This is a genomic window from Streptomyces sp. NBC_01092 (assembly GCF_045039535.1).
Lineage (GTDB): Bacteria > Actinomycetota > Actinomycetes > Streptomycetales > Streptomycetaceae > Streptomyces.
Window position 1 is genome coordinate 7,523,517 of record NZ_CP108659.1, and the last position, 22,291, is coordinate 7,545,807.

A 22,291-nucleotide genomic window follows, 5' to 3' on the forward strand; every position below is an offset into this window, starting at 1 on the left:
GGCGTCAGCGCGAGACCTTGCCGGCCTTGATGCACGAGGTGCAAGCGTTCACGCGCTTCGGCGTCCCGCCGACCACGGTACGGACGCGCTGGATGTTCGGGTTCCAGCGACGGGACGTACGGCGGTGCGAGTGCGAGATGTTGTTGCCGAAGCCCGGCCCCTTGCCGCAGACGTCGCAGTTGGCAGCCACGGGTCACTCCAAAGACTTCAGATGCACTTACGGATAATCCCGGCATGCCGGGATCGAGATCAATGATCTGAAGTGGCGCTGCCAGGGGAACGGCCCGATCTGCATCGGGCAACCGGAGCAGCATACAACGACTGCGCCAGTGGAACGAAACTACCATGGCTGCTCAGGGGCCCGCTCCCAGCCCTCTTCCGGCGCCCACCGGCCCTGGGTCTACGCTGCGTGCCACGTCCGGCAGCTCAAGGAGGCGCAGGTGGCGCAGGTGCCGCAGACATTCTTCGATGCTCTCGCGGTGCGCACCTGGTGCGGTCTCGCGCTGGAGTCGCTCGGTCGCGCGCGTGAGGAGATCGACGCGATCAACGTCTACCCCGTGGCCGACGGGGACACCGGGACGAACCTGTATCTGACCGTGGAGTCGGCGGTCGCGGCCGTGGAGGCCGTCTTCACCGCCTACGACGTGGGCAAGCCCAGCCTCGCGGACGCCGCCCGCGCGATGGCGCACGGCGCTCTCATAGGCGCCCGCGGGAACTCCGGGACGATCCTCGCCCAGCTGCTGCGGGGCATGGCTCAGGTGCTCGCCGTCGACGGTGAGACGGCTCACACCGACGGCTCCGGTCTGCGCGTCGCCCTGCGGCGGGCCGCCGACTCCGCCCGCGAGGCCGTGGCCCACCCCGTCGAGGGCACCGTCCTCACGGTCGCCTCAGCCGCCGCCGACGCGGCCCACGGTGCCGCGGGCGACGATTGCGGGACCGTCGCGCGGGCGGCCTACGAGGGCGCGCGTGCCGCGCTCGCCGCTACGCCCGGACAGCTGGCGGTCCTGGAGCGCGCGGGAGTGGTCGACGCCGGGGGGCGGGGGCTGCTGGCGGTGCTGGGCGCGCTGGTGGAGACGTTCACGGGGGAGGCGGTGCCCGTGGCTCCCGGGGCGCACACGCGCGTGGCGAGCGGTTCAAATACCGGCGGTGACGGCGCCATGCTCCCCGATGCCGAGGACTGCGCCGACGTGCCGGAGGCGGGCGGTCCCGCCTTCGAGGTGATCTACCTCCTGGAGGCCGAGGACGCTGCCGTGGCGCGGCTGCGGTCGCGGCTGGACGGGCTCGGGGACTCGCTCGTGATCGTCGGCGGTGACGGACTGTGGAACGTCCATGTGCACGTCGACGACGCGGGGGCCGCCGTGGAGGCGGGCGTCGAGGCCGGGCGGCCGTACCGGATCCGGATCACCCACTTCGGGGCCGGCGACGCGCACACCACCGGTGAGCGGCTGCCCCGGGAGCGGGTCCAGCGGGCCGTCGTCGCCGTCGTGCCCGGCGAGGGCCTGGCCGGGCTGTACGGCGAGGCCGGCGCGACCACCGTCCTCGCCCGCCCGGGCGAGCCGCCCGCCAGCGGAGAGCTGGTCGAGGCCCTGCGGCGGGCCCACGCGCGCGAGATCGTGCTGCTGCCCAACGACGCCGACCTGCGCCACACCGCGGCCGCCGCGGCCGAGCAGGCCCGCGTGGAGGGCATCCGCGTGGCGCTGATCCCCACCCGTTCCGCGGTCCAGGGCATCGCCGCGCTCGCCGTGCACGAGCCGGACCGCCGCTTCGACGAGGACGTCGTGTCGATGACGTCGGCGGCCGGTGCGACCCGCTACGCCGAGGTCGCCGTCGCCGAACGCCAGTCCTGGACCATGGCCGGCATCTGCCAGGCCGGCGACGTCCTGGGCCTCATCGACGGCGACGTGGCCGTGATCGGCACGGACGTCACCGTCACCGCCGAGAGCGTCCTCGACCGGATGCTCTCCGCAGGCGGCGAGCTCGTCACCCTCGTCCTCGGCGACGAGGCGCCCGAGACGATCGCCGAGCACCTCGAAGCACGCGTGCGTGAGTCGTACCTCGCCGTCGACACGGTGGTGTACCGCGGCGGGCGGCAGGGGGCGCTGCTGCTCATCGGCGTGGAGTGAGCCCGGCCGGGACCTACGCCCCGTCCTGCTCCTCCACGACCTGGAGCATCTGCCCGGCCTCCGCGCGCCGCTCCCGCGCCGCCTCGTCGTCCTCGTCGACGCCGTCGTACGCCGCGAGCACGGCACGCGCGCGTGCCGCCGCCTCGGCCGGACGGCTCAGGTCGGCCTCCAGCCAGCCCGCGGCGAGCTCGGCGCCGGTACGGCTGTGCAGGGCGTCGTCGCCGAGGGAGGCGAAGACCGCGACGGCCTGCGTCACCTGGGACAGGGCCTCCTCCAGCGCGCCGCGGATCGACTCGTCCTCGGCATCCTCCGCGGCGGAACGCGCGAGGAGGTCGCTGAACTGACGGTGGGTGTGGCCGAGTTCGGCGACGAGCCGCTCGCGGGCCTCCTCGTCGTCGACCGCCTCCAGCGCCGCCCGGCACTCCTCGACCGCGCTCGCCATCAGCGCCGGAGCCGAGTCCTGCCCGCCCGCTGCGTCCTCCTCGTCCCCCTCGCGCAGCGCCAGCCACGCGCGGGCGCGCAGGGACCGCACCAGGCCGTGGACATTGCCGAGGGAGCGCCACAGCGTGCCCGCGCGCGCGTACGCCTGGTCCGCCTCGGCGTGCAGGCCCGCGTGGCCCAGGGACTCGGCTGCCAGGTGGGCGAGGGTGGCGTGGTCGTGCTGCTCGGGCCAGTGCCGGGCGATCTCGGCGGCCTGAAGCCGGCGTTCGGCCGCCTCACGGTGCTCGCCGAGCTCGCTCAGACAGTCGCCGAGCCACCACTGCGTCTGGACGACCGCCCCGTCGCCGTGCGCCTCGGCGGACAGGTCGACAAGCGCCGACTCCAGCACCTCGGCGGCCTCGGCGAACCGTCCCTGCCGCAGCAGGAACCCGCCCAGCTGCTGGCGCGCCCAAGCGCCCAGCGTGCGGCTCTCGCCCGCCTCGTCGGCCCAGTGCGCCGCCTCCAGGGCGTGCTCCGCGGCCTCCTCGGACAGCCCCCGGCCGCCGAGCACCTCGGCCAGCTGGAGGTGCAGTTGCGCCCGCCCCGCGGCCTCCAGGTGCGGCCCGCCGTGCTCCAGGGCCGCCCGCAGCGCCCGCTCGGCCTCCGCGGTGTCGCCGAGATGGTGCGCGAGCCCGGCCAGCCGGGCCTCGTACTCCACCGCGAACCACGGCAGCCCGGCCCCGACGAACGCCGCCGAGGCCCGCGCGAACAGCTCCGCGGCCCCCTCCACGTTCCCCGCGAGCGCCGCCAGCTCCGCGAGCATCGCCTGCGCCTCGGCGATCCGTGCAGCGAGCCGTACGTCGTCCCCGGACTGCCCGTCGACGAGCGCGAGCACCTCACGGGCGGCGATCTCGGCGCCGGCTGCCGACTGCGGCGTCGCGTCCTCGGCCTCGTGCACCCGCCGCATCAGGATCCGCGCCCGGCTCATCAGCACGGCTGCCGTCTGCCGCAGGCCCGTGCCGTCCTCGGCGTACAGCGCGAGGACTCGGTCGTACAGGTCGGCGATCGCCGTGAGGGCCTCGGACACCTCGCCGTGGAGCGCCCGTACGTACGCTCCACGCGCGCGTGCCGCCAGCGCCTCACCGGGGTCGCCCGCCTCCGCGTACAGCCCCGCCGCCTCCTCGAACAGGGCGACGCCCTCGGGGCCCAGGTCCATCGCCCGGTGGTCGGCGATCTCCGCGCGGTCGCGGGCGTCCAGCTCGACGCCCTCGGCGGCCCGCGAGACGGCCGCCCACGCCTCGACGGCGCCCGGCTGGAGGGTGTCCGACAGCCGCCGTGCCTCGGCGATCAGCGCCGGCAGGTCGGGCCGCGGGCCCGGGTCCCGCGGCGCGCTCGACGCGGCGGGCACGGGCACCGACGGTGTCGGCCGTGCCGCCGTACGCACCCCCAGCGGCAGCCGCTCCACCAGCGGGCGCTGCTCCATACGCGCGCGTGCCCGCTCGCTGATGTGCGTCGTGCCGTTGCGCTCGTCGAAGCGCGCGGCCAGGGCGAGGGCCTCCTCGCGCGCGTGGGCGGCGAGTTCGCGGGCGGTCCAGGTGCGGTCTGCCGGACCGGGCACCTGCTGCTCGCCCAGCCCGAGCGCGCTCAGGCGGTCCATGAGCAGGGCCACCACCGACATGAACTCCAGCTTGCTGCGCGGATGCCCGTCGTCCGTGAAGTACGCCGGCCGCTCCGCGAGCAGTTCCAGGCCGCGCGCCTCGTTGCCGGTCAGCACACAGAACTCGACGTGGTCCGCGTACGCCCCGCGCATGCTCTCCATGGCCCGCACGAGCCGGAAGCCCCGCAGATGGTGGGCGCGGGCCTCGTCCATGCGGCCCAGACGCAGCAGCGGCGTCAGGGAGGACGCGAGGACCGTGTGCGGCTCGTGGGCGCACGTGAACTCGCCCTCCAGGACCGGCGCCCACAGCCGCAGCGCCTCGGCGTCCTGGCCCCGCTCCGCCTGCCACCACCCCTGCCCGTGCAGCTCGCACGCGTGGCAGTCGGCCATGGTGTCGCGGTCCGCGCCCAGCCAGGCGCCGTACGCCCGCTCCGCCCGCGCCACGTCCCCGACATGCGCGGCCACGCTGAACTCGGCGCCGCGCACGGCCCGTTCGGAGTGCCCGGCGAGCCGGTAGCGGTGCTCCATCTCGCCGAGCCACTTCTCGATCGAGGCCAGCGGGACGTGCGGCTGGTCGAGCATGCCGGACGACATCCACTTGAAGACCCAGTGCAGCGAATGGATCTCGTACTCGTCGAAGTCCTCGGGCCGTTCGTCCCACATGCGCAGCAGACGCGCGAAGGGGACGAACATCTTGCCCTTCTCGGAGCTGTAGTTGTAGACCTTCAGCTGGTGCCCGAGCGCCTCGATCACGGCCAGCGGGACGTTCAGCTTCTCCGCCTCGGCGAGCAGCTGCTCCGCGCGCGCGTTGCGGGCCGGACCCTCCGGTTCCTCGCCGTTCTCCGCCATCGCCCGGCGCAGCGAGTCGAAGTCGGTGATCTCGCTCATCAGCGGCCTCCCTCGCCGTTCGTGGCCCACTCCAGCAGACCGATGAAGGCCCGGTTCAGCAGCGCCGAGTCGGCGGGCCTGAGCGGACGCTGCGCCATCAGCAGGGCCTGCCCGTACAGCGACTCGGTGGCGGTGCCGATCAGCTCCGGATCGCCCAGCGAACCGATTCGCCGGATCAGCGGGTTGAGGTGGTTCAGCACCAGACGCGCGCGTGGCGCACTGCCGCGCAGGGAGCCGAGGATGCCCGCCCACAGGTCGTCGGCCTGCTCCTCGGCCTGCACGCGCGCCTGCTCGTGCCGGGCCGCCCGGTCGTCCAGGTGCAGCGCGGGCACGGACAGCGGATGGAAGGCGCGCAGGACGACGTCACAGCCCAGCGGGTCGAGTTTCGCCCGCGCCGCCGCAAGGAAGCCCGACAGCGCCAGCTCCTCGGCCGGGTCGACCGAGTCCAGGTGGGCGGTCACGGTCTCCGCGTCCAGCTCGGCGACGACCGTCCCGGGCCGCACCGACGGCAGCGCCTCGATCAGCTCGCTGTCGTACGTGTAGCCGCCGTTGACCACCCCGACGCCTTGGGCGGACGCGATCGGGGCGACCTGCCGGTACTCCTCGACGGTCCGCGTGAAGTGCACCACCGCGTGCCGCTGCGCGAACTCCTCCAGGGACAGCCGCCCGTCGGACGTCTCGAAGGGCAGCCACGGCAGCATCGTGCGCAGCATCTCCTTGTCGTGCCGCGCGAGGGACTTCACGCCCAGGTGATGCACGGACAGGAACGCCGCCAGCCGTTCCGGATCCCCGGCGGCGAGGCCCGTGAGCCAGGACCGAATCCTTGTCCCCAGCGCCTCCCGTACGGCCGCCAGCGTCTCGTCCTCGTACAGCGACTCGCGCGACGCCGTCGGCCGCAGGCTGTCGGTGTCCAGGACGCAGCGCACGAAGAACGCCCAGTCGGGCAGCAGCTGTTCGGCCCGCTCGGTCAGCAGCATGCCCTTGAGGTGGACGCGATGACCGGCCCGCTGGGCGGGGCTGACCGCGGCCGGCAGCACGTACGCCACCCCGCGGATCCCGGCGAGCGGCACGTTCAGCTCGACGGAGTCCAGCGGGGTGAAGCCGAACAGGTCCTGACAGTGCCGGGCCAGGGCCACCCGGCGGTTGGCGGGGGAGGGGTACGACCGGTCCCAGGGCGCCGGCAGATCGGTGACGGCCTCGCCGCCGACCCGTACGTCGTACGGCAGCAGCGAGCCGAAGTCCCGCGCCAGCGCCAGGACCCGGTCCTCGGCCAGCCACTCGGCGGCCCCTGCCCGCGCCACCAGGTGCACGGTCGTGCCCGGTTCGCGGCGGGCGTCGTCCGGCAGCGTCCGCACGGTGTACGAACCGTCGTCCGTCGCCGTCCACTCCACCGGCGGCGCGTCCGGCGTACGGGCGCTGCGGCTGACCACCCGGATCCGCTCGGCGACCACGAAGCACGCCAGCAGACCGATGCCGAACTGCCCCAGGAAGTCGGACCGGGCCTCCTGAAGCCCCTCGGCGCGCTTGGAGCTGCGGCCGATGGTCGCGAGGAGGCTGTGCACGTCCGCCTCGGTCAGCCCGATCCCGGAGTCCTCGACGCGCAGGGTGCCCGACTCGGCGTACAGCCGCACCACGGCGGGCGCGCCCGGCTCCTCGGCGCGTCTGGCGGTGATGGCGTCGACGGCGTTCTGCAGCAGCTCGCGCAGATAGACCTTCGGACTGGAGTAGAGGTGGTGGGAGAGCAGGTCCACCAGACCGCGCAGGTCGACCTGGAACGTATGAGGTGACGGGGATGGCTGAGGTGCCTGGGATGACTGTGAGGTCTGGGAGTCCATCGTCGCAGCGCCGTTGGGGGGAGTTGGCGACGGCGCGGGGTCGGGCGGCCCCGGTGAGGCGGTGACCGCGAAGGGATGGCCGGAGCGCGCCATCCTAGGGCCGAAGCGAGCCGCCTGACCAGGGGTTTCCGGGAGGTTTACCGGGACGGACGCCGTGACCTCTACGGCATTGTCAGTGCCGTGGTGTGGAATGGATCTCGTGCCCGCACTGGAAGAACCACTGAAGAAAGTGCTCGGCCCTCCCACCGCGAAGGTGATGGCCGAGCATCTCGGCCTGCACACCGTGGGCGACCTGCTGCACCACTACCCGCGCAGATACGAGGAGCGCGGCCAGCTCACCCACCTCGCCGACCTCCCCATGGACGAGCACGTCACGGTGGTCGCCATGGTCGCCGACGCGCGCCTGCACAGCTTCGCCTCCAGCAAGGCCCCGCGCGGCAAGGGCCAGCGCCTCGAAGTGACCATCACCGACGGCAGCGGCCGCCTCCAACTGGTGTTCTTCGGCAACGGCGTTCACAAGCCCCACAAGGATCTCCTGCCGGGCACACGCGCGATGTTCGCGGGCAAGGTCTCGGTCTTCAACCGCCGCCTGCAACTGGCACACCCGGCCTACGAGTTGCTGCGCGGCGACTCGGAGGAAGCGGTCGAGACCTGGGCCGGCGCCCTGATCCCCATCTACCCCGCCACCGCCAAGCTGGAGTCCTGGAAGGTCGGCAAGGCGATCCAGACGGTCCTGCCCAGCGCCCAGGAGGCCGTCGACCCGCTCCCGGACACCCTCCGCGAGGGGCGCGGCCTGGTCGCCCTCCCCGAGGCCCTGCTCAAGATCCACCGCCCCCACACCAAGGCCGACATCGAGGACGCCCGCTCCCGGCTCAAGTGGGACGAGGCCTTCGTCCTCCAGGTCGCCCTCGCCCGCCGCCGCCACGCCGACGCCCAACTCCCCGCGGTCGCCCGCAAACCCAAGCCCGACGGCCTCCTGACCGCCTTCGACGCCCGCCTCCCCTTCACCCTCACCGAGGGCCAGCGGAAGGTCTCCAAGGAGATCTTCGACGACCTGGCGACGGAGCATCCGATGCACCGGTTGCTTCAGGGGGAGGTCGGATCCGGGAAGACCATGGTGGCGCTGCGCGCCATGCTCGCCGTGGTCGACGCCGGCGGACAGGCCGCCATGCTCGCGCCCACCGAAGTGCTCGCCCAGCAGCATCACCGCTCCATCGTCGAGATGATGGGCGAGCTGGCCGAGGGCGGGATGCTGGGCGGCGCGGACCAGGCCACCAAGGTGGTGCTGCTCACCGGGTCCATGGGCGCGGCCGCCCGCCGCCAGGCGCTGCTCGATCTCGTCACTGGCGAGGCCGGGATCGTCATCGGCACGCACGCGTTGATCGAGGACAAGGTGCAGTTCCACGACCTCGGCCTGGTCGTCGTCGACGAACAGCACCGGTTCGGCGTGGAGCAGCGCGACGCCCTGCGCGGCAAGGGCAAGCAGCCGCCCCACCTGCTCGTCATGACGGCCACGCCCATCCCGCGCACGGTCGCCATGACGGTCTTCGGCGACCTGGAGACCTCGGTCCTGGACCAGCTCCCCGCCGGTCGCTCACCCATCGCCTCCCATGTCGTCCCGGCCGCCGACAAGCCCCACTTCCTGTCCCGCGCCTGGGAGCGAGTGCGCGAGGAGGTCGGCAACGGCCATCAGGCCTACGTCGTCTGCCCCCGGATCGGGGACGAGGAGGACGACCCGAAGAAGTCCGGGAAGAAGAAGTCACCCGAGGACGAGGCCGAGAAGCGCCCGCCGCTCGCCGTCCTCGACGTGGCCGACCAGCTCTCCAAGGGCCCGCTCAGCGGCCTCAAGGTGGAGGTCCTGCACGGCCGTATGCACCCCGATGACAAGGACGCGGTGATGCGCCGGTTCGCCGCCGGCGAGACCGACGTCCTGGTCGCCACGACGGTCATCGAGGTCGGCGTGAACGTCCCCAACGCCACCGCGATGGTGATCATGGACGCCGACCGCTTCGGCGTCTCCCAGCTCCACCAGCTGCGCGGCCGGGTCGGCCGAGGCTCCGCCCCCGGCCTCTGCCTCCTGGTCACGGAGATGCCGGAGGCCAGTCCGGCCCGCCAGCGCCTCAACGCGGTCGCCGCCACCCTCGACGGCTTCGAACTCTCCCGCATCGACCTCGAACAGCGCCGCGAGGGCGACGTCCTCGGCCAGGCCCAGTCCGGCGCCCGCACCAGCCTGCGGATGCTGGCGGTCATCGAGGACGAGGAGATCATCGCGGAGGCGAGGGAGGAGGCGGCGACGCTGGTGGCGGCGGACCCGGAGCTGACCAACCTCCCCGGTCTGCGGACAGCCCTGGACGCCCTCTTGGACGAGGAGAGGGAGCAGTACCTGGAAAAGGGGTGAGCGGACCCACCCAAGGGGCGCGGGGCTGTAATCCATATGCGGCTACCGCCGCGCGGGCGCGACCAGCCACACTGATACCCAAAGCCGTCCACGACCAAGGACCGAAGATGACCCGCGTGATCGCCGGCGCAGCCGGCGGACGTCGCCTGGCAGTCCCGCCAGGGACCGGCACCCGCCCCACCTCCGACCGCGCACGCGAGGGCCTCTTCTCCACCTGGCAGGCCCTCCTGGGCGGCCCACTGGAGGGCGACCGCGTCCTCGACCTCTACGCCGGATCCGGCGCGGTCGGCCTGGAGGCCCTCTCCCGAGGCGCCGGCCACACCCTCCTCGTCGAGGCCGACGCCCGAGCCGCCCGCGTCATCCGCGAGAACGTGAAGAGTCTCGGCCTCCCCGGCGCCGAGGTCAGATCGGGCAAAGCAGAACAGATCATCCAGACCCCGGCGCCGACCGAGCCGTACGACATCGTCTTCCTGGACCCGCCCTACGCCGTCACGGACGACGATCTTCGCGAGATTCTCCTCACACTCCGCTCAGGGGGCTGGCTCGCGCGCGAGGCGCTCGTCACCGTGGAGCGCAGCACCAGAGGCGGAGAATTCCGGTGGCCCGAGGGTTTTGAAGCGATCAGGGCCCGTCGTTACGGCGAGGGAACGTTTTGGTACGGTCGCGCCGCCTCTACGTGCGAAGACGCACGATGACCGGACCGGAGAGCGAGGGATCACAAGTGCGCCGCGCCGTATGTCCCGGGTCATTCGACCCGATCACCAACGGACACCTCGACATCATTTCCCGCGCCTCCAGGCTGTACGACGAGGTCTACGTCGCAGTCATGATCAACAAGTCCAAGCGGGGCCTGTTCGAGATCGACGAGCGGATCGACCTGATCCACCAGGTCATCGCGGAGTTCGAGAACGTCCGGGTCGAGGCCTTCCACGGCCTCCTCGTCGACTTCTGCAAGGAACGCGACATCCCGGCCATCGTCAAGGGCCTGCGTGCGGTCAGCGACTTCGACTACGAGCTGCAGATGGCGCAGATGAACAACGGTCTGTCCGGCGTGGAGACGCTCTTCGTGCCGACCAACCCCACCTACAGCTTCCTGTCGTCCTCGCTGGTGAAGGAGGTCGCCACCTGGGGCGGCGACGTCTCCCACCTGGTGCCGCCGGTGGTGCTGGAGGCCCTCAACAAGCGCCTGCGCCAAGGCTGAACGGGCAACGGCGGCTACAGTCGTCCCGTCCGTCTCCATCACAGCTGTAGAGAGTGGCGAGCACACGGTGGACGTACAGAACAAGCTCGACGAGATCGTCGCGGCGGTCTCAGGTGCCCGGTCGATGCCGATGTCGGCGTCCTGCGTGGTCAACCGCGCCGAACTGCTCTCCTTGCTGGAAGAGGTCCGTGCGGCCCTGCCCGGCTCCCTCGCCCAGGCCCAGGAGCTGATCGGCGACCGCGAGCAGATGGTCGAGCAGGCCCGCCAGGAGGCCGACCGGATCATCCAGGGCGCGCACGCCGAGCGTGGCTCGCTGATCTCCGACACCGAGGTCGCCCGCCGCTCCCAGGCCGAGGGTGACCGCATCCTCGTCGAGGCCCGCCAGGAGGCCGAGGACGTCCGCGCGGAGGCCGACGACTACGTCGACTCCAAGCTCGCCAACTTCGAGGTCGTCCTCACCAAGACCCTCGGCTCGGTCGGCCGCGGCCGCGAGAAGCTCCTCGGCACCGGCCCGGGCCTCGACGAGCAGGGCTACGAGGACGAGGACGCCCCCGAGCGCAGCCACGACCCGGAGACCCTGCGCCGCACGGCCGACCAGTACGTCGACGCCAAGCTCGGCGCCTTCGAGGCCGTCCTCGCCAAGACCCTGGAGGCCGTCGGCCGCGGCCGGCAGAAGCTGCACGGCCGGATCGCCACCGACGACCTCGGCGCCCTCGGCGACGAGATCGGCACCCAGCACTCCAGCGACGCCGACTACCTCGCCGACCTCGTCGCGCTGGCCGAGCAGGACGCCCCGGCGGCCCCGCCCGAGCAGCCGGCGGCCGTACCGGCACAGCCGCAGTACGACCCGCAGACCGTGCAGCCGGCGTATGGCTACCAGCAGCAGGACACCTACGGCGGCTACCCGCAGCAGCAGGCCTACGCCCAGCAGCAGGACCCGTACGGCTACCAGCAGGCCGATCCCTACGCCTATCAGGGCTACGACGGCCAGCAGGCGGCTTACGACCAGCAGCAGGCCCAGCAGCCCCAGCAGGCCCACCAGTCGTACGCCCTCGACGAGACCAGTCTCTTCGACACGGGCATGATCACTCCGGAGCAGTTGCGTGCGTACGAGCAGGGGCGCGGCCAGTAACGGACCTCCGGATTGGGCCGTGAGCGAAAGGTCCAGTATCCTGGCTCTTCGGTCGCGTGTACGTCCGCGATCAGAGCTGCCCAGGAACACCGCGGGCAGTGACCCCCTGAGCTCAGCAGATCGAAAGCAGGAATGGCGTGACAGCCCGCCTCGACCACCGCAACCCTCTCGTGTTCGACACGCACGAGCTGGGTCGGCGGCCCGGTGCGCTGCAGCGCCTGACCCGTACGGTCGCCGCCCCCAAGGACTTCGGTATCCAAGGGGTCGTCGGAGTGCCGGAAGGCGCCCCGGTGGAGCTCGGACTCCGTCTTGAGTCGGTCATGGAAGGGGTGCTTGTCACAGGCGCCGCCCGTGCACAGGCCGAGGGGGAGTGCGTAAGGTGTCTGGAGCCGCTTCAGCTCGACGTCGAAGCGGAATTCCAGGAGATGTTCTCGTACCCTGACGCCGACGACCGGGGCCGCCACCACGCGGAACCGGGCGACGACGCCGAGGACGACGAGGACAGGCTCTTTCTCGAGGACGGCATGTTCGACCTCGAAGCCGTGCTGCGTGATGCGGTGGTGCTCGCACTGCCGATGCAGCCGGTGTGCCAGGAAGGCTGCCCAGGACTGTGCACCGAGTGCGGTGCACGCCTTGCGGACGACCCGGACCACCACCATGACGCCGTCGACATGCGTTGGGCGGCACTGCAGGGACTCGCCGAGACCATGACGGACGGCGAGAAGGACGAGATGAGCGGCGGCGCGCTTCCATCAGCGCACGCCGACGAGAAGCAGGAGAAGTAGCCGTGGCTGTTCCGAAGCGGAAGATGTCGCGCAGCAACACGCGCCACCGCCGGTCGCAGTGGAAGGCTGCGGTCACCCCCCTGGTTGCGTGCGAGCGCTGCCACGAGCCCAAGCAGCAGCACATCGCGTGCCCGTCTTGCGGCACGTACAACAAGCGCCAGGTCCTCGAGGTCTGAGCGGCTGGTGAGAGGCACTGTGTCCACGCCGAAGAAAAACTCTGCGGAGACCACGGCCTCGTCCCACACGCTGTTGGAAGGGCGGCTCGGGTACAAGCTCGAGTCCGCCCTTCTGGTGCGTTCGCTGACCCACCGTTCGTACGCGTACGAGAACGGCGGTCTGCCGACCAACGAGCGCCTGGAGTTCCTCGGGGACTCCGTCCTGGGCCTCGTCGTCACGGACACGCTGTACCGAACCCACCCCGACCTGCCCGAAGGCCAGCTGGCCAAGTTGCGGGCCGCGGTGGTCAATTCTCGTGCGCTGGCGGAGGTCAGCCGTGGGCTCGACCTGGGCTCCTTCATCCGGCTCGGCCGCGGTGAAGAGGGCACGGGCGGCCGGGACAAGGCATCCATCCTTGCCGACACCCTGGAAGCGGTGATCGGCGCGGTCTATCTCGACCAGGGCCTGGACTCTGCGGCGGAGCTCGTGCACCGCCTGTTCGACCCCCTGATCGAGAAGTCCTCGAACCTCGGTGCCGGCCTGGACTGGAAGACCAGTCTCCAGGAGCTCACCGCGACCGAAGGGCTCGGCGTGCCCGAGTACCTGGTCACGGAGACCGGCCCCGACCACGAGAAGACCTTCACTGCTGCCGCCCGCGTCGGAGGCGTCTCGTACGGCACCGGCACCGGCCGCAGCAAGAAGGAGGCGGAGCAGCAGGCCGCTGAATCCGCGTGGCGGGCCATCAAGGCCGCCGCGGAGGAGCGCGCCAAGAAGGCGGCAGCGAACGCCGCCGAGCCCGACGCGGACGCGTCGGCCTCCGCCTGACCGAACAAGCGCGATCCGAGCGCCCGTCCCGGCCCTGTTTTGGCCGCGGGGCGGGCGCTCGGCCCATATCCGCAAGGTGTGTACGGGAGATCCCATGCCCGAGTTGCCCGAGGTCGAGGTCGTGCGGCGTGGCCTGGAGCGGTGGGTCGCCCACCGTACGGTCGCCGACGCCGAGGTGCTGCACCCGCGTGCCGTACGCCGCCACATCGCCGGCGCGGACGACTTCGCGCACCGCCTCAAGGGTCATCGAGTCGGTGTCCCCAGCCGCCGCGGCAAGTACCTGTGGCTGCCCCTGGAGGACACCGGTCAGTCGATCCTGGCCCATCTCGGCATGAGCGGTCAGCTGCTGGTCCAGCCGCGCACCGCGCCCGACGAGAAGCACCTCAGGATCCGGGTGCGGTTCGCGGACGCGCTCGACACCGAACTGCGGTTCGTGGACCAACGCACCTTCGGTGGCCTGTCGTTGCACGACACGACTGCGGACGGCCTGCCCGACGTCATCGCGCACATCGCCCGCGACCCCCTCGACCCGCTCTTCGACGACGAGGCCTTCCACCAGGCCCTGCGCCGCAAGCGGACGACCATCAAACGGGCCCTGCTCGACCAGTCGTTGATCAGCGGAGTCGGCAACATCTACGCGGACGAGGCCCTTTGGCGCGCCCGTCTGCACTACGACCGCCCGACGGGCACCTTCACCCGCCCGCGCAGCCTCGAACTCCTGGGCCATGTCCGGGACGTGATGAACGCGGCCCTCGCGGTCGGCGGCACCAGCTTCGACAGCCTCTATGTCAACGTCAACGGCGAGTCGGGCTACTTCGACCGCTCGCTCGACGCGTACGGCCGTGAGGGACTGGCCTGCAAGAGGTGCGGTACGCCGATGCGCAGGCGGCCCTGGATGAACCGGTCGAGCTACTTCTGCCCGAGGTGTCAGAGGGCGCCGCGCGTCTCGTCGTAACTCCGGCGTGCTTCGAGCACGTCGTCCATCTGCCCCTCCACGAAGTGGATGAGGCTCAGCAGGCGCTCCGCCACCCCGCGGCCGAGGGGCGTCAGCTCGTAGTCGACCCGCGGCGGGTTCGTCGGCTGGGCGTCGCGGTGGACCAGGCCGTCCCGCTCCAGGGCGTGCAGCGTCTGGGACAGCATCTTCTCGCTGACGCCGTCGATCCGTCGGCGCAGCTCGTTGAAGCGCAGCGAGCCCTCGTACAGGGCGCCGAGCGTGAGCCCGCCCCAGCGGCCCGTGACGTGCTCCAGCGTGCCGCGCGAGGGGCAGGCCTTGGCGAACACGTTGTACGGGAGGTCCTGCGCCTCCGTGCGCTCCTGCGTGATGTCCATATCTGAAGCGTACTCGAATGCAGCGCTAACTGGCAGGTTGCACTAACTGGAAGTTAGTGCTTTCCTTTCGTCATCGCCAGTGAGCTGGCCAATGCCCAGCTGCCTACTTCAGGAGTACCTACGTGACCACCCCCGTCATCTCCATCGCCTACCACTCCGGCTTCGGCCACACCGCCGTCATCGCCGAGGCCGTCCGCTCCGGTGCCGTCGAGGCCGGTGCCGAGGTGCATCTGATCAAGGTGGACGAGATCACCGAGGAGCAGTGGGCGATCCTCGACGGTTCCGACGCCATCGTGTTCGGCTCGCCGACCTACATGGGCACCGCGTCCGGCGCCTTTCACGTCTTCGCCGAGGCCACCTCGAAGCGCTGGGCCGAGCAGGCCTGGACGGACAAGCTGGCCGCCGGCTTCACCAACTCCGCCTCCAAGAGCGGCGACAAGCTGCACACCCTGCAGTTCTTCCAGATCCTGGCCGGCCAGCTCGGGATGCACTGGATCAACCTCGGCCTGCTGCCCGGCTGGAACAACAGCGCCGGCTCCGAGAACGACCTCAACCGCCTCGGCGTCTTCGCCGGCGCCGCCGCCCAGACCAACGCCGACCAGGGCCCGGAGGCCGTCCACAAGGCCGACGTGGCCACGGCCGAGCACCTGGGGCGCCGGGTGACCGAGACCGCGAAGGTGTTCGCCCTCGGCCGCTCGGCGGTCGCCGCGTAAGAGCGGGCGAACACGCACGAGGGGCTCCCGGCCGGTGTTCGTCACCGGGTGGGAGCCCCTACGCGGTCGGCGTCACGGCGTCGGAATGCCGACCCGGTGCCGTCGTGCCAGGCTGAGATCAGGGATCGAGTCAGTGCGGGAACCCGGCTGGCCGGATGGCTCTGCGACCCAAGGAGGCCGGCATGGCCCGTGACGCCCCCCAACCCGAATGGGCCAACGCCGACCCGCGCCCCTGGCACGGGCCCACGTCCGGTACCACCCTCTTCGCCGCAGCACTGATGATCTTCGGCGGAGCAATGGCGATCTTCGAAGGAGTCTCTGCCATTGCCGAGGACGACCTGTTCCTCGCGACACGTCACTACGTGTTCGACTTCAGCCTGGCGGGCTGGGGCTGGGTCCACCTCATTCTGGGAATCGTCCTCGTCCTTGCAGGCTGCGCCGTGATCAGCGGAGCGCTGTGGGCACGCTTCTTCGGCGTACTCGTGGCCGGCCTGGGCGCGCTCGCCAACTTCCTGTGGGTCCCGTACTACCCGCTATGGGCCCTGGCACTGGTCGCCATCAACATCTTCATCGTCTGGGCCCTGTGCACCGGTATGCACAGAGAGGCCCACGACGGCCGGACGGCCTGACCCGGACATCACTTCCGTGCGCGGCCCGAGCCGCGCACGGTGACCTGCGGCCGGCTCAGTAGCCGAAGTCCTGCGTCCACCAAGGGCCGCCGGCGCCGATGTGCACGCCGACCCCGAGGGTCTTGAAGTCGCAGTTCAGGATGTTGGCCTTGTGGCCCGGGCTGTTCATCCAGGCTTCCATCACGGCGGCCGCGTCGGCCTGGCCGCGGGCTATGTTCTCGCCGCCGAGGTCGGCTATGCCGGCCTTCGCGGCCCGGTCCCACGGGGAGGCGCCGTTCGGGTCGGTGTGGTCGAAGAAGCCCCGCTGGGCCATGTCCTCGCTGAAGTCCTGGGCCAGATCGGCGAGCGAGCTGTTGGCGGCGACCGGGCTGCAGCCCACCTGTGCGCGCTCGTCGTTCACGAGCCTCAGCACCTCGGCCGCGGCGGCGGCCTGGGCGGACACCGTCACCGGCGGGGTGGTCTTGTCCTGGCCCTGCTCGGGCTTCTTGTCCTTCTGCGGCGCCTTCGTGGCCGTCCGCGAAGGAGTCTGGTCCGGCTTCTTGCTGGGCGTGGCCGACGGCTTCTTCGACGGCGTCTTCGTCGGCGCCGCCGACGAGGTCGACGGGGCCGGAGTGGTCGGCCGCTCGATGTCACGGCTCGTCGATTCGCCGCTGTCGTCCCGGTCCGCGCTGCCGGACGTACCGCCCTGCTCGGCGGGGGAGTTGGTCGGGCTGTCGGCGGCCTGCACCCGGTCCGTGCCGTTGCTGCCGCCGAGCTGGTAGTTGTCGATGCCGGGCACCACGCCCGTGGCCACCGCGACCGTGCCGATGGCCACCGCCGCGGAGACGCCGAGCAGCCCGGTCTTCACCGGAGCCGCGGCCTTCTTCTTACGGCGGCGGTGCGTGCCGGGCCGCGGGGAGCCGCCGTCGGGCGTGAAGCCGTCACTGTGGAAGACCGCGGTGGCCGTGGCGTCGTCGCTCGGGAAGGTCGTGGGGTCGGTGAACCGGTCGTAGTCCTCTTCCGTGGCGAAGAGGTAGGCGTCGCTCCTCGCGTAGGCCTCGGCGTACGCCTCCGGATTCAGATAGGGCGCGATGCCTCTCGCGGGGCGTTCGCTCGCGTACGAGTCCCGTGGGTCGTGGCCCTCCGTATAAGAGCCGTCCGTGTGTGTGACCCCCGTGGCGCGGCCGGTGGCGGCGCGTCCGGCGGCGGAGCGTCGGTGGCGTCCCATGTACTGGCCTTCCTCGTCCCTGCGGTCTGAACGTCCTCACATAACTCACACGATCGAGTGAGTTTCATATGAGATTCATTGGGTCGGGACGGTACCGCATGGCGCCAGAGGAGGGAGTGCCCCGAGAGACATTGGCCCGTTAGGTTGCAGTCATGAGCGAGGATGTGCGGTTGGTCGCCTGGGTGCGGGGACGCGTCCAAGGTGTGGGTTTTCGCTGGTTCACGCGGGCCAAGGCCCTCGAGATCGGCGACCTGAGTGGTTTTGCTCTCAATTTGGACGACGGCCGGGTCCAAGTGGTCGCGGAGGGCCCCCGGGGCGGCTGTGAAGGACTGCTCGACTGGCTCCAGGGCAACGACACGCCCGGGCGGGTGGACGGTGTCACCGAGATCTGGGACACACCTCGCGGGGGTTACGACGGCTTCGCCATCCGCTGAGCCGATTCTGTAAAGCGGCCCAGGAGCAAGCGGAGGGACCTGCCACCGGCAACTGCCCCGAGCAGAAATGAGCAGGTGGTTGCCAAGAACGGCGCGCGGTGGCAGGCTCCGCACTTAAGGATGATCGCCACGCCCCGCGGGGCCCGCAGGAGTCGCCGCGCAGCCCTCTGCGGCCGTGTGCACCCGGGTTTGCCCGCCAATACGGGGCGTGATCGTGTTGACCGTCAAACTTTTTGGTGAGACGCTGAAAGCCCCGCGCACCTTCGCTGTTTGGCGTGCTGAACGGCAGTACAACTCCAGGCCTGCCAACCAACCGCGGGTGCGAATCCCTCACGACCCACACCGCTTCGGTCGGTCACTCAGTGTGGAGGACCATCCATCATGGCAAAGGCGCTTCTCGGTTACGTCGGCGGCTCCGACCCTCGACTCCTCGCCGAGATGCGACGGCTCCAGCAGCGTGTCCAGGACCTCGAGTCCGAGCTCGGACGGATTCAGGCCGAGAACGACGCGCTGACGGCTGCCGCTTCTCACGACAGGATCATGGAGAGCATCGACGCACACCAGGCGGAGCCTGCGCTCACCTGATCACTGCATCGCTCCACGACAGCACAAGCAGTGGTTGGGCGGCCCGTATCCAACCGCTAAGTAGTTGTCAGACGTCCGGCTTGCCGGGCATCAGAAGTTGCAAGGGACGCTTCGGCGTCCCTTCTTTCTTGCCCCCGGTTTACTGCCCCGCGCATCCTTTCACCCTCTTTAACGTCTGGTGTGCCCTGCACGTTCACCGGTGAAACCGTGGGTTCATGGAGCGAGACTTCCCCGGGAGGTAGAGTCCAGCGGCGTGCACCTCAAGGCCCTGACCCTCCGAGGGTTCAAGTCGTTCGCCTCGGCGACCACGCTCCGGTTCGAGCCGGGCATCACGTGTGTCGTCGGTCCGAACGGCTCGGGCAAGTCCAACGTCGTGGACGCGCTCAGCTGGGTCATGGGCGAGCAGGGTGCCAAGTCGCTGCGCGGCGGCAAGATGGAGGACGTCATCTTCGCCGGCACCACCGGCCGCCCGCCGCTGGGCCGCGCCGAGGTGTCGCTGACCATCGACAACTCCGACGGGGCACTGCCCATCGAGTACTCCGAGGTCACCATCACGCGGATCATGTTCCGCAACGGCGGCAGCGAGTACCAGATCAACGGCGACACGTGTCGCCTCCTCGACATCCAGGAACTGCTCTCCGACTCCGGCATCGGCCGCGAGATGCACGTCATCGTCGGACAGGGCCAGCTCGACTCCGTCCTGCACGCGGACCCCATGGGCCGGCGCGCCTTCATCGAGGAGGCCGCGGGCGTCCTCAAGCACCGCAAGCGCAAGGAGAAGGCGCTGCGCAAGCTGGACGCGATGCAGGCCAACCTCGCGCGCGTGCAGGACCTGACGGACGAACTGCGCAGACAGCTCAAGCCGCTCGGCCGCCAGGCGGCGGTCGCCCGCAGGGCCGCGGTCATCCAGGCGGATCTGCGCGACGCCCGGCTCCGCCTCCTCGCCGACGACCTCGTACGGCTGCGCGAGGCGCTGCAGGCCGAGGTCGCCGACGAGGCCGCGCTGAAGGAGCGCAAGGAGGCCGCCGAGCAGGAGCTGAAGAAGGCGCTCCAGCGCGAGGCCCTCCTGGAGGAAGAGGTGCGCAGACTCACGCCGCGCCTCCAGCGAGCCCAGCAGACCTGGTACGAGCTGTCCCAGCTGGCCGAGCGGGTGCGCGGCACGATCTCGCTGGCCGACGCGCGGGTGAAGAGCGCGACGTCCGCGCCGCCGGAGGAGCGTCGGGGCCGCGACCCCGAGGACATGGAGCGTGAGGCCGCCCGCATCCGCGAGCAGGAGGCCGAGCTGGAGGCTGCCCTCGAAGCGGCCGAGCGGGCCCTGGAGGACACGGTCGCCCACCGCGCCGAACTGGAGCGGGAGCTCGCCCTCGAAGAGCGCCGGCTGAAGGATGTCGCCCGGGCCATCGCCGACCGGCGCGAAGGTCTGGCCCGGTTGAACGGCCAGGTCAACGCGGCCCGTTCGCGTGCCACCGCCGCCCAGTCGGAGATAGAGCGCCTGGCAGCCGCACGGGACGAGGCCCAGGAGCGCGCCTTCTCCGCGCAGGAGGAGTACGAGGCACTCAAGGCCGAGGTCGACGGCCTGGACGCGGGAGATGTGGAGCTCGCCGAGCAGCACGACGCGGCGAAGGCGCAGCTCACGCAGGCGGAGGCCGCCCTGACGACCGCCCGCGAGGCTGCCACCGCGGCGGAGCGCAGCCGCGCCGCGACCCAGGCCCGCCGCGAGGCACTGGCCCTCGGACTGCGCCGCAAGGACGGCACGGGTGCGCTGCTCGGCGCGAAGGACCGCCTCACCGGTCTGCTGGGCCCGGCCGCGGAACTGTTGACCGTGACGCCGGGCCACGAGGTGGCGCTGGCGGCGGCCTTCGGCGCGGCGGCGGACGCGATCGCGGTGACGTCACCGTCCGCGGCGGCGGAGGCGATCCGGCTGCTGCGCAAGCAGGACGGGGGACGGGCGGCGCTGCTGCTGAGCGGTACCCCCGACGGAGCGGGCCAGCAACCGAGGCCGGACGGGCCGCCGTACGCCGCCGACCTGGTCCGGGGTCCCGGCGAGCTCATGCCCGCCGTACGCCGCCTCCTGCGCGGCATCGTCGTCGTCGCCACCCTTGAGGACGCCGAGGACCTCGTTTACGCCCACCCCGATCTGACCGCCGTGACCGCCGAAGGCGACCTCCTCGGCGCCCACTTCGCGCACGGCGGGTCCGCCGGGGCGCCGAGCCTCCTCGAAGTGCAGGCCTCCGTGGACGAGGCCGCGGCCGAGCTGGAAGAGCTGGCTGTGCGGTGCGAGGAGCTGGGCGAGGCTCAGCAGGCGGCGGGCGAGCGGCGCAAGGAGTGTGCCGCGTTCGTCGAGGAGCTGGGGGAGCGGCGCAGGGCGGCCGACCGGGAGAAGTCCTCCGTGGCGCAGCAGCTCGGCCGGCTCGCCGGGCAGGCGCGCGGAGCCGCGGGCGAGGCCGAGCGGTCCGTCGCCGCCGCCGCGCGGGCCCAGGAGGCGCTCGACAAGGCGCTGATGGAGGTCGAGGAGCTGGCCGAGCGGCTGGCCGTCGCCGAGGAGATGCCGGTCGAGGAGGAACCCGACACCTCCGTACGGGACCGTCTCGCCGCCGACGGTGCCAACGCGCGCCAGACCGAGATGGAGGCCCGCCTCCAGGTCCGTACGCACGAGGAGCGGGTCAAGGGGCTCGCTGGACGGGCCGACTCGCTCGACCGGGCCGCCCGCGCCGAACGAGAGGCACGCGCGCGGGCCGAGCAGCGGCGGGCGCGACTGCGCCACGAGGCGGCCGTCGCGGAAGCCGTCGCCTCCGGTGCCCGGCAACTCCTCCTGCACGTCGAGGTCTCCCTCGCCCGCGCCGACGAGGAGCGCACCGCCGCCGAGGCCGCCAAGGCGCGCCGCGAGCAGGAACTCACCGCCGCCCGGAGCGAGGGCCGCGACCTCAAGGCCGAGCTCGACAAGCTGACCGACTTCGTCCACCGCGGCGAAGTCCTCGGCGCCGAGAAGCGGATGCGGATCGAACAGCTGGAGACCAAGGCGCTGGAGGAGCTGGGCGTGGAGCCCGCCGGGCTCGTCTCCGAGTACGGCCCCCACCAGCTCGTGCCGCCCTCCCTGGCCGCCGAGGGCGAGCAGCTCCCGGAGGACCCCGAGCATCCCCGCAACCAGCCCAAGTCCTTCGTCCGGGCCGAGCAGGAGAAGCGGCTCAAGGCCGCCGAGCGCGCCTACCAGCAGCTCGGCAAGGTCAACCCGCTCGCGCTGGAGGAGTTCGCGGCGCTGGAGGAACGGCACAAGTTCCTCAGCGAGCAGCTGGAGGACCTGAAGAAGACCCGCGCCGACCTGCTCCAGGTCATCAAGGAGGTCGACGAGCGCGTCGAGCAGGTCTTCACCGAGGCGTACTGGGACACGGCCCGGGAGTTCGAGGGCGTCTTCAGCCGGCTGTTCCCCGGTGGCGAGGGACGGCTGATCCTGACCGATCCCGACAACATGCTCACCACCGGCGTGGACGTCGAGGCCCGGCCCCCGGGCAAGAAGGTCAAGCGGCTGTCCCTGCTCTCGGGTGGTGAGCGCTCACTCACCGCGGTCGCCATGCTGGTGTCGATCTTCAAGGCCCGGCCGAGCCCGTTCTACGTCATGGACGAGGTCGAGGCCGCCCTCGACGACACCAACCTCCAGCGGCTGATCCGCATCATGCAGGAGCTGCAGGAGGCCTCGCAGCTGATCGTGATCACGCACCAGAAGCGCACGATGGAGGTCGCCGACGCGCTGTACGGCGTCTCCATGCAGGGCGACGGTGTATCCAAGGTCATCAGCCAGAAGCTTCGCTGACGCCGGGGCCGAGGATCTCGGCGGATCAGCCGGTCGGTCTTCACTTCTTCACCTTCACTTCAAGAAGTGAACACACGTCACCTGACTGCGTCTTCAAACTCACAGCATCCCTCCTATTGACTTCGATACTTGAAGGCATAAGGTCTGCAACGTTGCTTTTAACTTC

At 71.1% G+C, this 22,291-nt stretch carries 19 protein-coding genes; 14 read left to right on the plus strand and 5 right to left on the minus strand.

Going from position 1 to position 22,291, the window contains the following annotated elements:
• Window positions 1–4: 4 nt before the first annotated feature.
• Complete coding sequence (gene rpmB, locus OG254_RS34325; protein ID WP_003993230.1) at window positions 5–190, minus strand: 50S ribosomal protein L28; 186 nt, start codon at window positions 188–190, stop codon at window positions 5–7.
• A 250-nt stretch (window positions 191–440) separates the two neighbouring features.
• On the opposite strand from rpmB, the gene OG254_RS34330 reads away from it, so the two are divergent.
• The gene (locus OG254_RS34330; RefSeq protein ID WP_405589552.1) at window positions 441–2,123 is read left to right on the plus strand and encodes a DAK2 domain-containing protein; all 1,683 of its coding nucleotides are present in this window, start codon (window positions 441–443) and stop codon (window positions 2,121–2,123) included.
• Between the two features lie 13 nt (window positions 2,124–2,136).
• Here the strand turns inward: OG254_RS34330 and OG254_RS34335 are convergent, their stop codons facing one another.
• Window positions 2,137–5,088 carry a tetratricopeptide repeat protein gene (locus tag OG254_RS34335; RefSeq protein WP_405589554.1) on the minus strand — a complete coding sequence of 984 codons (2,952 nt, stop codon included), beginning with the start codon at window positions 5,086–5,088 and terminating at the stop codon, window positions 2,137–2,139.
• Window positions 5,088–6,923: an HSP90 family protein gene (locus tag OG254_RS34340; protein WP_405589557.1), complete on the minus strand. Its 1,836-nt coding sequence runs from the start codon at window positions 6,921–6,923 to the stop codon at window positions 5,088–5,090. Before OG254_RS34340 ends, OG254_RS34335 begins: the two co-directional genes overlap by 1 nt.
• Before the next feature lie 190 nt (window positions 6,924–7,113).
• Between OG254_RS34340 and recG the strand changes: the two genes are divergently transcribed.
• From recG to mutM, 8 genes are all read left to right on the plus strand, one after another.
• Window positions 7,114–9,321: an ATP-dependent DNA helicase RecG gene (gene recG / locus OG254_RS34345; RefSeq protein ID WP_405589560.1), complete on the plus strand. Its 2,208-nt coding sequence runs from the start codon at window positions 7,114–7,116 to the stop codon at window positions 9,319–9,321.
• Window positions 9,322–9,428: 107 nt separating this feature from the next.
• Window positions 9,429–10,016, plus strand: a complete 588-nt coding sequence (gene rsmD, locus OG254_RS34350) for a 16S rRNA (guanine(966)-N(2))-methyltransferase RsmD (protein ID WP_405589563.1) — start codon at window positions 9,429–9,431, stop codon at window positions 10,014–10,016.
• On the plus strand, window positions 10,013–10,522 hold the full coding sequence (coaD, locus tag OG254_RS34355) for a pantetheine-phosphate adenylyltransferase (RefSeq protein ID WP_147993994.1): 510 nt from the start codon (window positions 10,013–10,015) through the stop codon (window positions 10,520–10,522). Before rsmD ends, coaD begins: the two co-directional genes overlap by 4 nt.
• A 67-nt stretch (window positions 10,523–10,589) precedes the next feature.
• Window positions 10,590–11,654 carry a cell division initiation protein gene (locus OG254_RS34360; RefSeq protein WP_405589567.1) on the plus strand — a complete coding sequence of 355 codons (1,065 nt, stop codon included), beginning with the start codon at window positions 10,590–10,592 and terminating at the stop codon, window positions 11,652–11,654.
• A gap of 137 nt (window positions 11,655–11,791) precedes the next feature.
• Complete coding sequence (locus OG254_RS34365; protein ID WP_405589570.1) at window positions 11,792–12,439, plus strand: YceD family protein; 648 nt, start codon at window positions 11,792–11,794, stop codon at window positions 12,437–12,439.
• A 2-nt stretch (window positions 12,440–12,441) separates the two neighbouring features.
• Window positions 12,442–12,615 carry a 50S ribosomal protein L32 gene (gene rpmF / locus OG254_RS34370; protein ID WP_015657589.1) on the plus strand — a complete coding sequence of 58 codons (174 nt, stop codon included), beginning with the start codon at window positions 12,442–12,444 and terminating at the stop codon, window positions 12,613–12,615.
• 19 nt (window positions 12,616–12,634) lie between these two features.
• Window positions 12,635–13,420, plus strand: coding sequence for a ribonuclease III (gene rnc, locus OG254_RS34375; protein WP_405595359.1), 786 nt, complete (start codon window positions 12,635–12,637; stop codon window positions 13,418–13,420).
• Between the two features lie 94 nt (window positions 13,421–13,514).
• Window positions 13,515–14,375, plus strand: coding sequence for a bifunctional DNA-formamidopyrimidine glycosylase/DNA-(apurinic or apyrimidinic site) lyase (gene mutM, locus OG254_RS34380; protein WP_405589574.1), 861 nt, complete (start codon window positions 13,515–13,517; stop codon window positions 14,373–14,375).
• Here the strand turns inward: mutM and OG254_RS34385 are convergent.
• Window positions 14,348–14,749, minus strand: coding sequence for a winged helix-turn-helix transcriptional regulator (locus OG254_RS34385; protein WP_405589577.1), 402 nt, complete (start codon window positions 14,747–14,749; stop codon window positions 14,348–14,350). The two genes, mutM and OG254_RS34385, sit on opposite strands and share 28 nt — an antisense overlap.
• Window positions 14,750–14,871: 122 nt before the next feature.
• On the opposite strand from OG254_RS34385, the gene OG254_RS34390 reads away from it, so the two are divergent.
• Window positions 14,872–15,462 carry a flavodoxin family protein gene (locus OG254_RS34390; protein ID WP_351188350.1) on the plus strand — a complete coding sequence of 197 codons (591 nt, stop codon included), beginning with the start codon at window positions 14,872–14,874 and terminating at the stop codon, window positions 15,460–15,462.
• A 278-nt stretch (window positions 15,463–15,740) separates the two neighbouring features.
• Complete coding sequence (locus OG254_RS34395) at window positions 15,741–16,091, plus strand: hypothetical protein (RefSeq protein WP_405595361.1); 351 nt, start codon at window positions 15,741–15,743, stop codon at window positions 16,089–16,091.
• 55 nt (window positions 16,092–16,146) lie between these two features.
• Here the strand turns inward: OG254_RS34395 and OG254_RS34400 are convergent, their stop codons facing one another.
• On the minus strand, window positions 16,147–17,298 hold the full coding sequence (locus OG254_RS34400) for a CAP domain-containing protein (protein ID WP_351188353.1): 1,152 nt from the start codon (window positions 17,296–17,298) through the stop codon (window positions 16,147–16,149).
• A gap of 152 nt (window positions 17,299–17,450) precedes the next feature.
• Here OG254_RS34400 and OG254_RS34405 point away from each other — a divergent pair, with 152 nt between their 5' ends.
• From OG254_RS34405 to smc, 3 genes are all read left to right on the plus strand, one after another.
• The gene (locus OG254_RS34405; protein ID WP_351188356.1) at window positions 17,451–17,732 is read left to right on the plus strand and encodes an acylphosphatase; all 282 of its coding nucleotides are present in this window, start codon (window positions 17,451–17,453) and stop codon (window positions 17,730–17,732) included.
• Between the two features lie 381 nt (window positions 17,733–18,113).
• A complete protein-coding gene (locus tag OG254_RS34410; RefSeq protein WP_030048901.1) occupies window positions 18,114–18,317 on the plus strand; it encodes a hypothetical protein in 204 nt (67 codons plus the stop codon).
• Window positions 18,318–18,570: 253 nt separating this feature from the next.
• Window positions 18,571–22,125, plus strand: a complete 3,555-nt coding sequence (gene smc / locus OG254_RS34415) for a chromosome segregation protein SMC (protein WP_405589583.1) — start codon at window positions 18,571–18,573, stop codon at window positions 22,123–22,125.
• Window positions 22,126–22,291 lie beyond the last annotated feature (166 nt).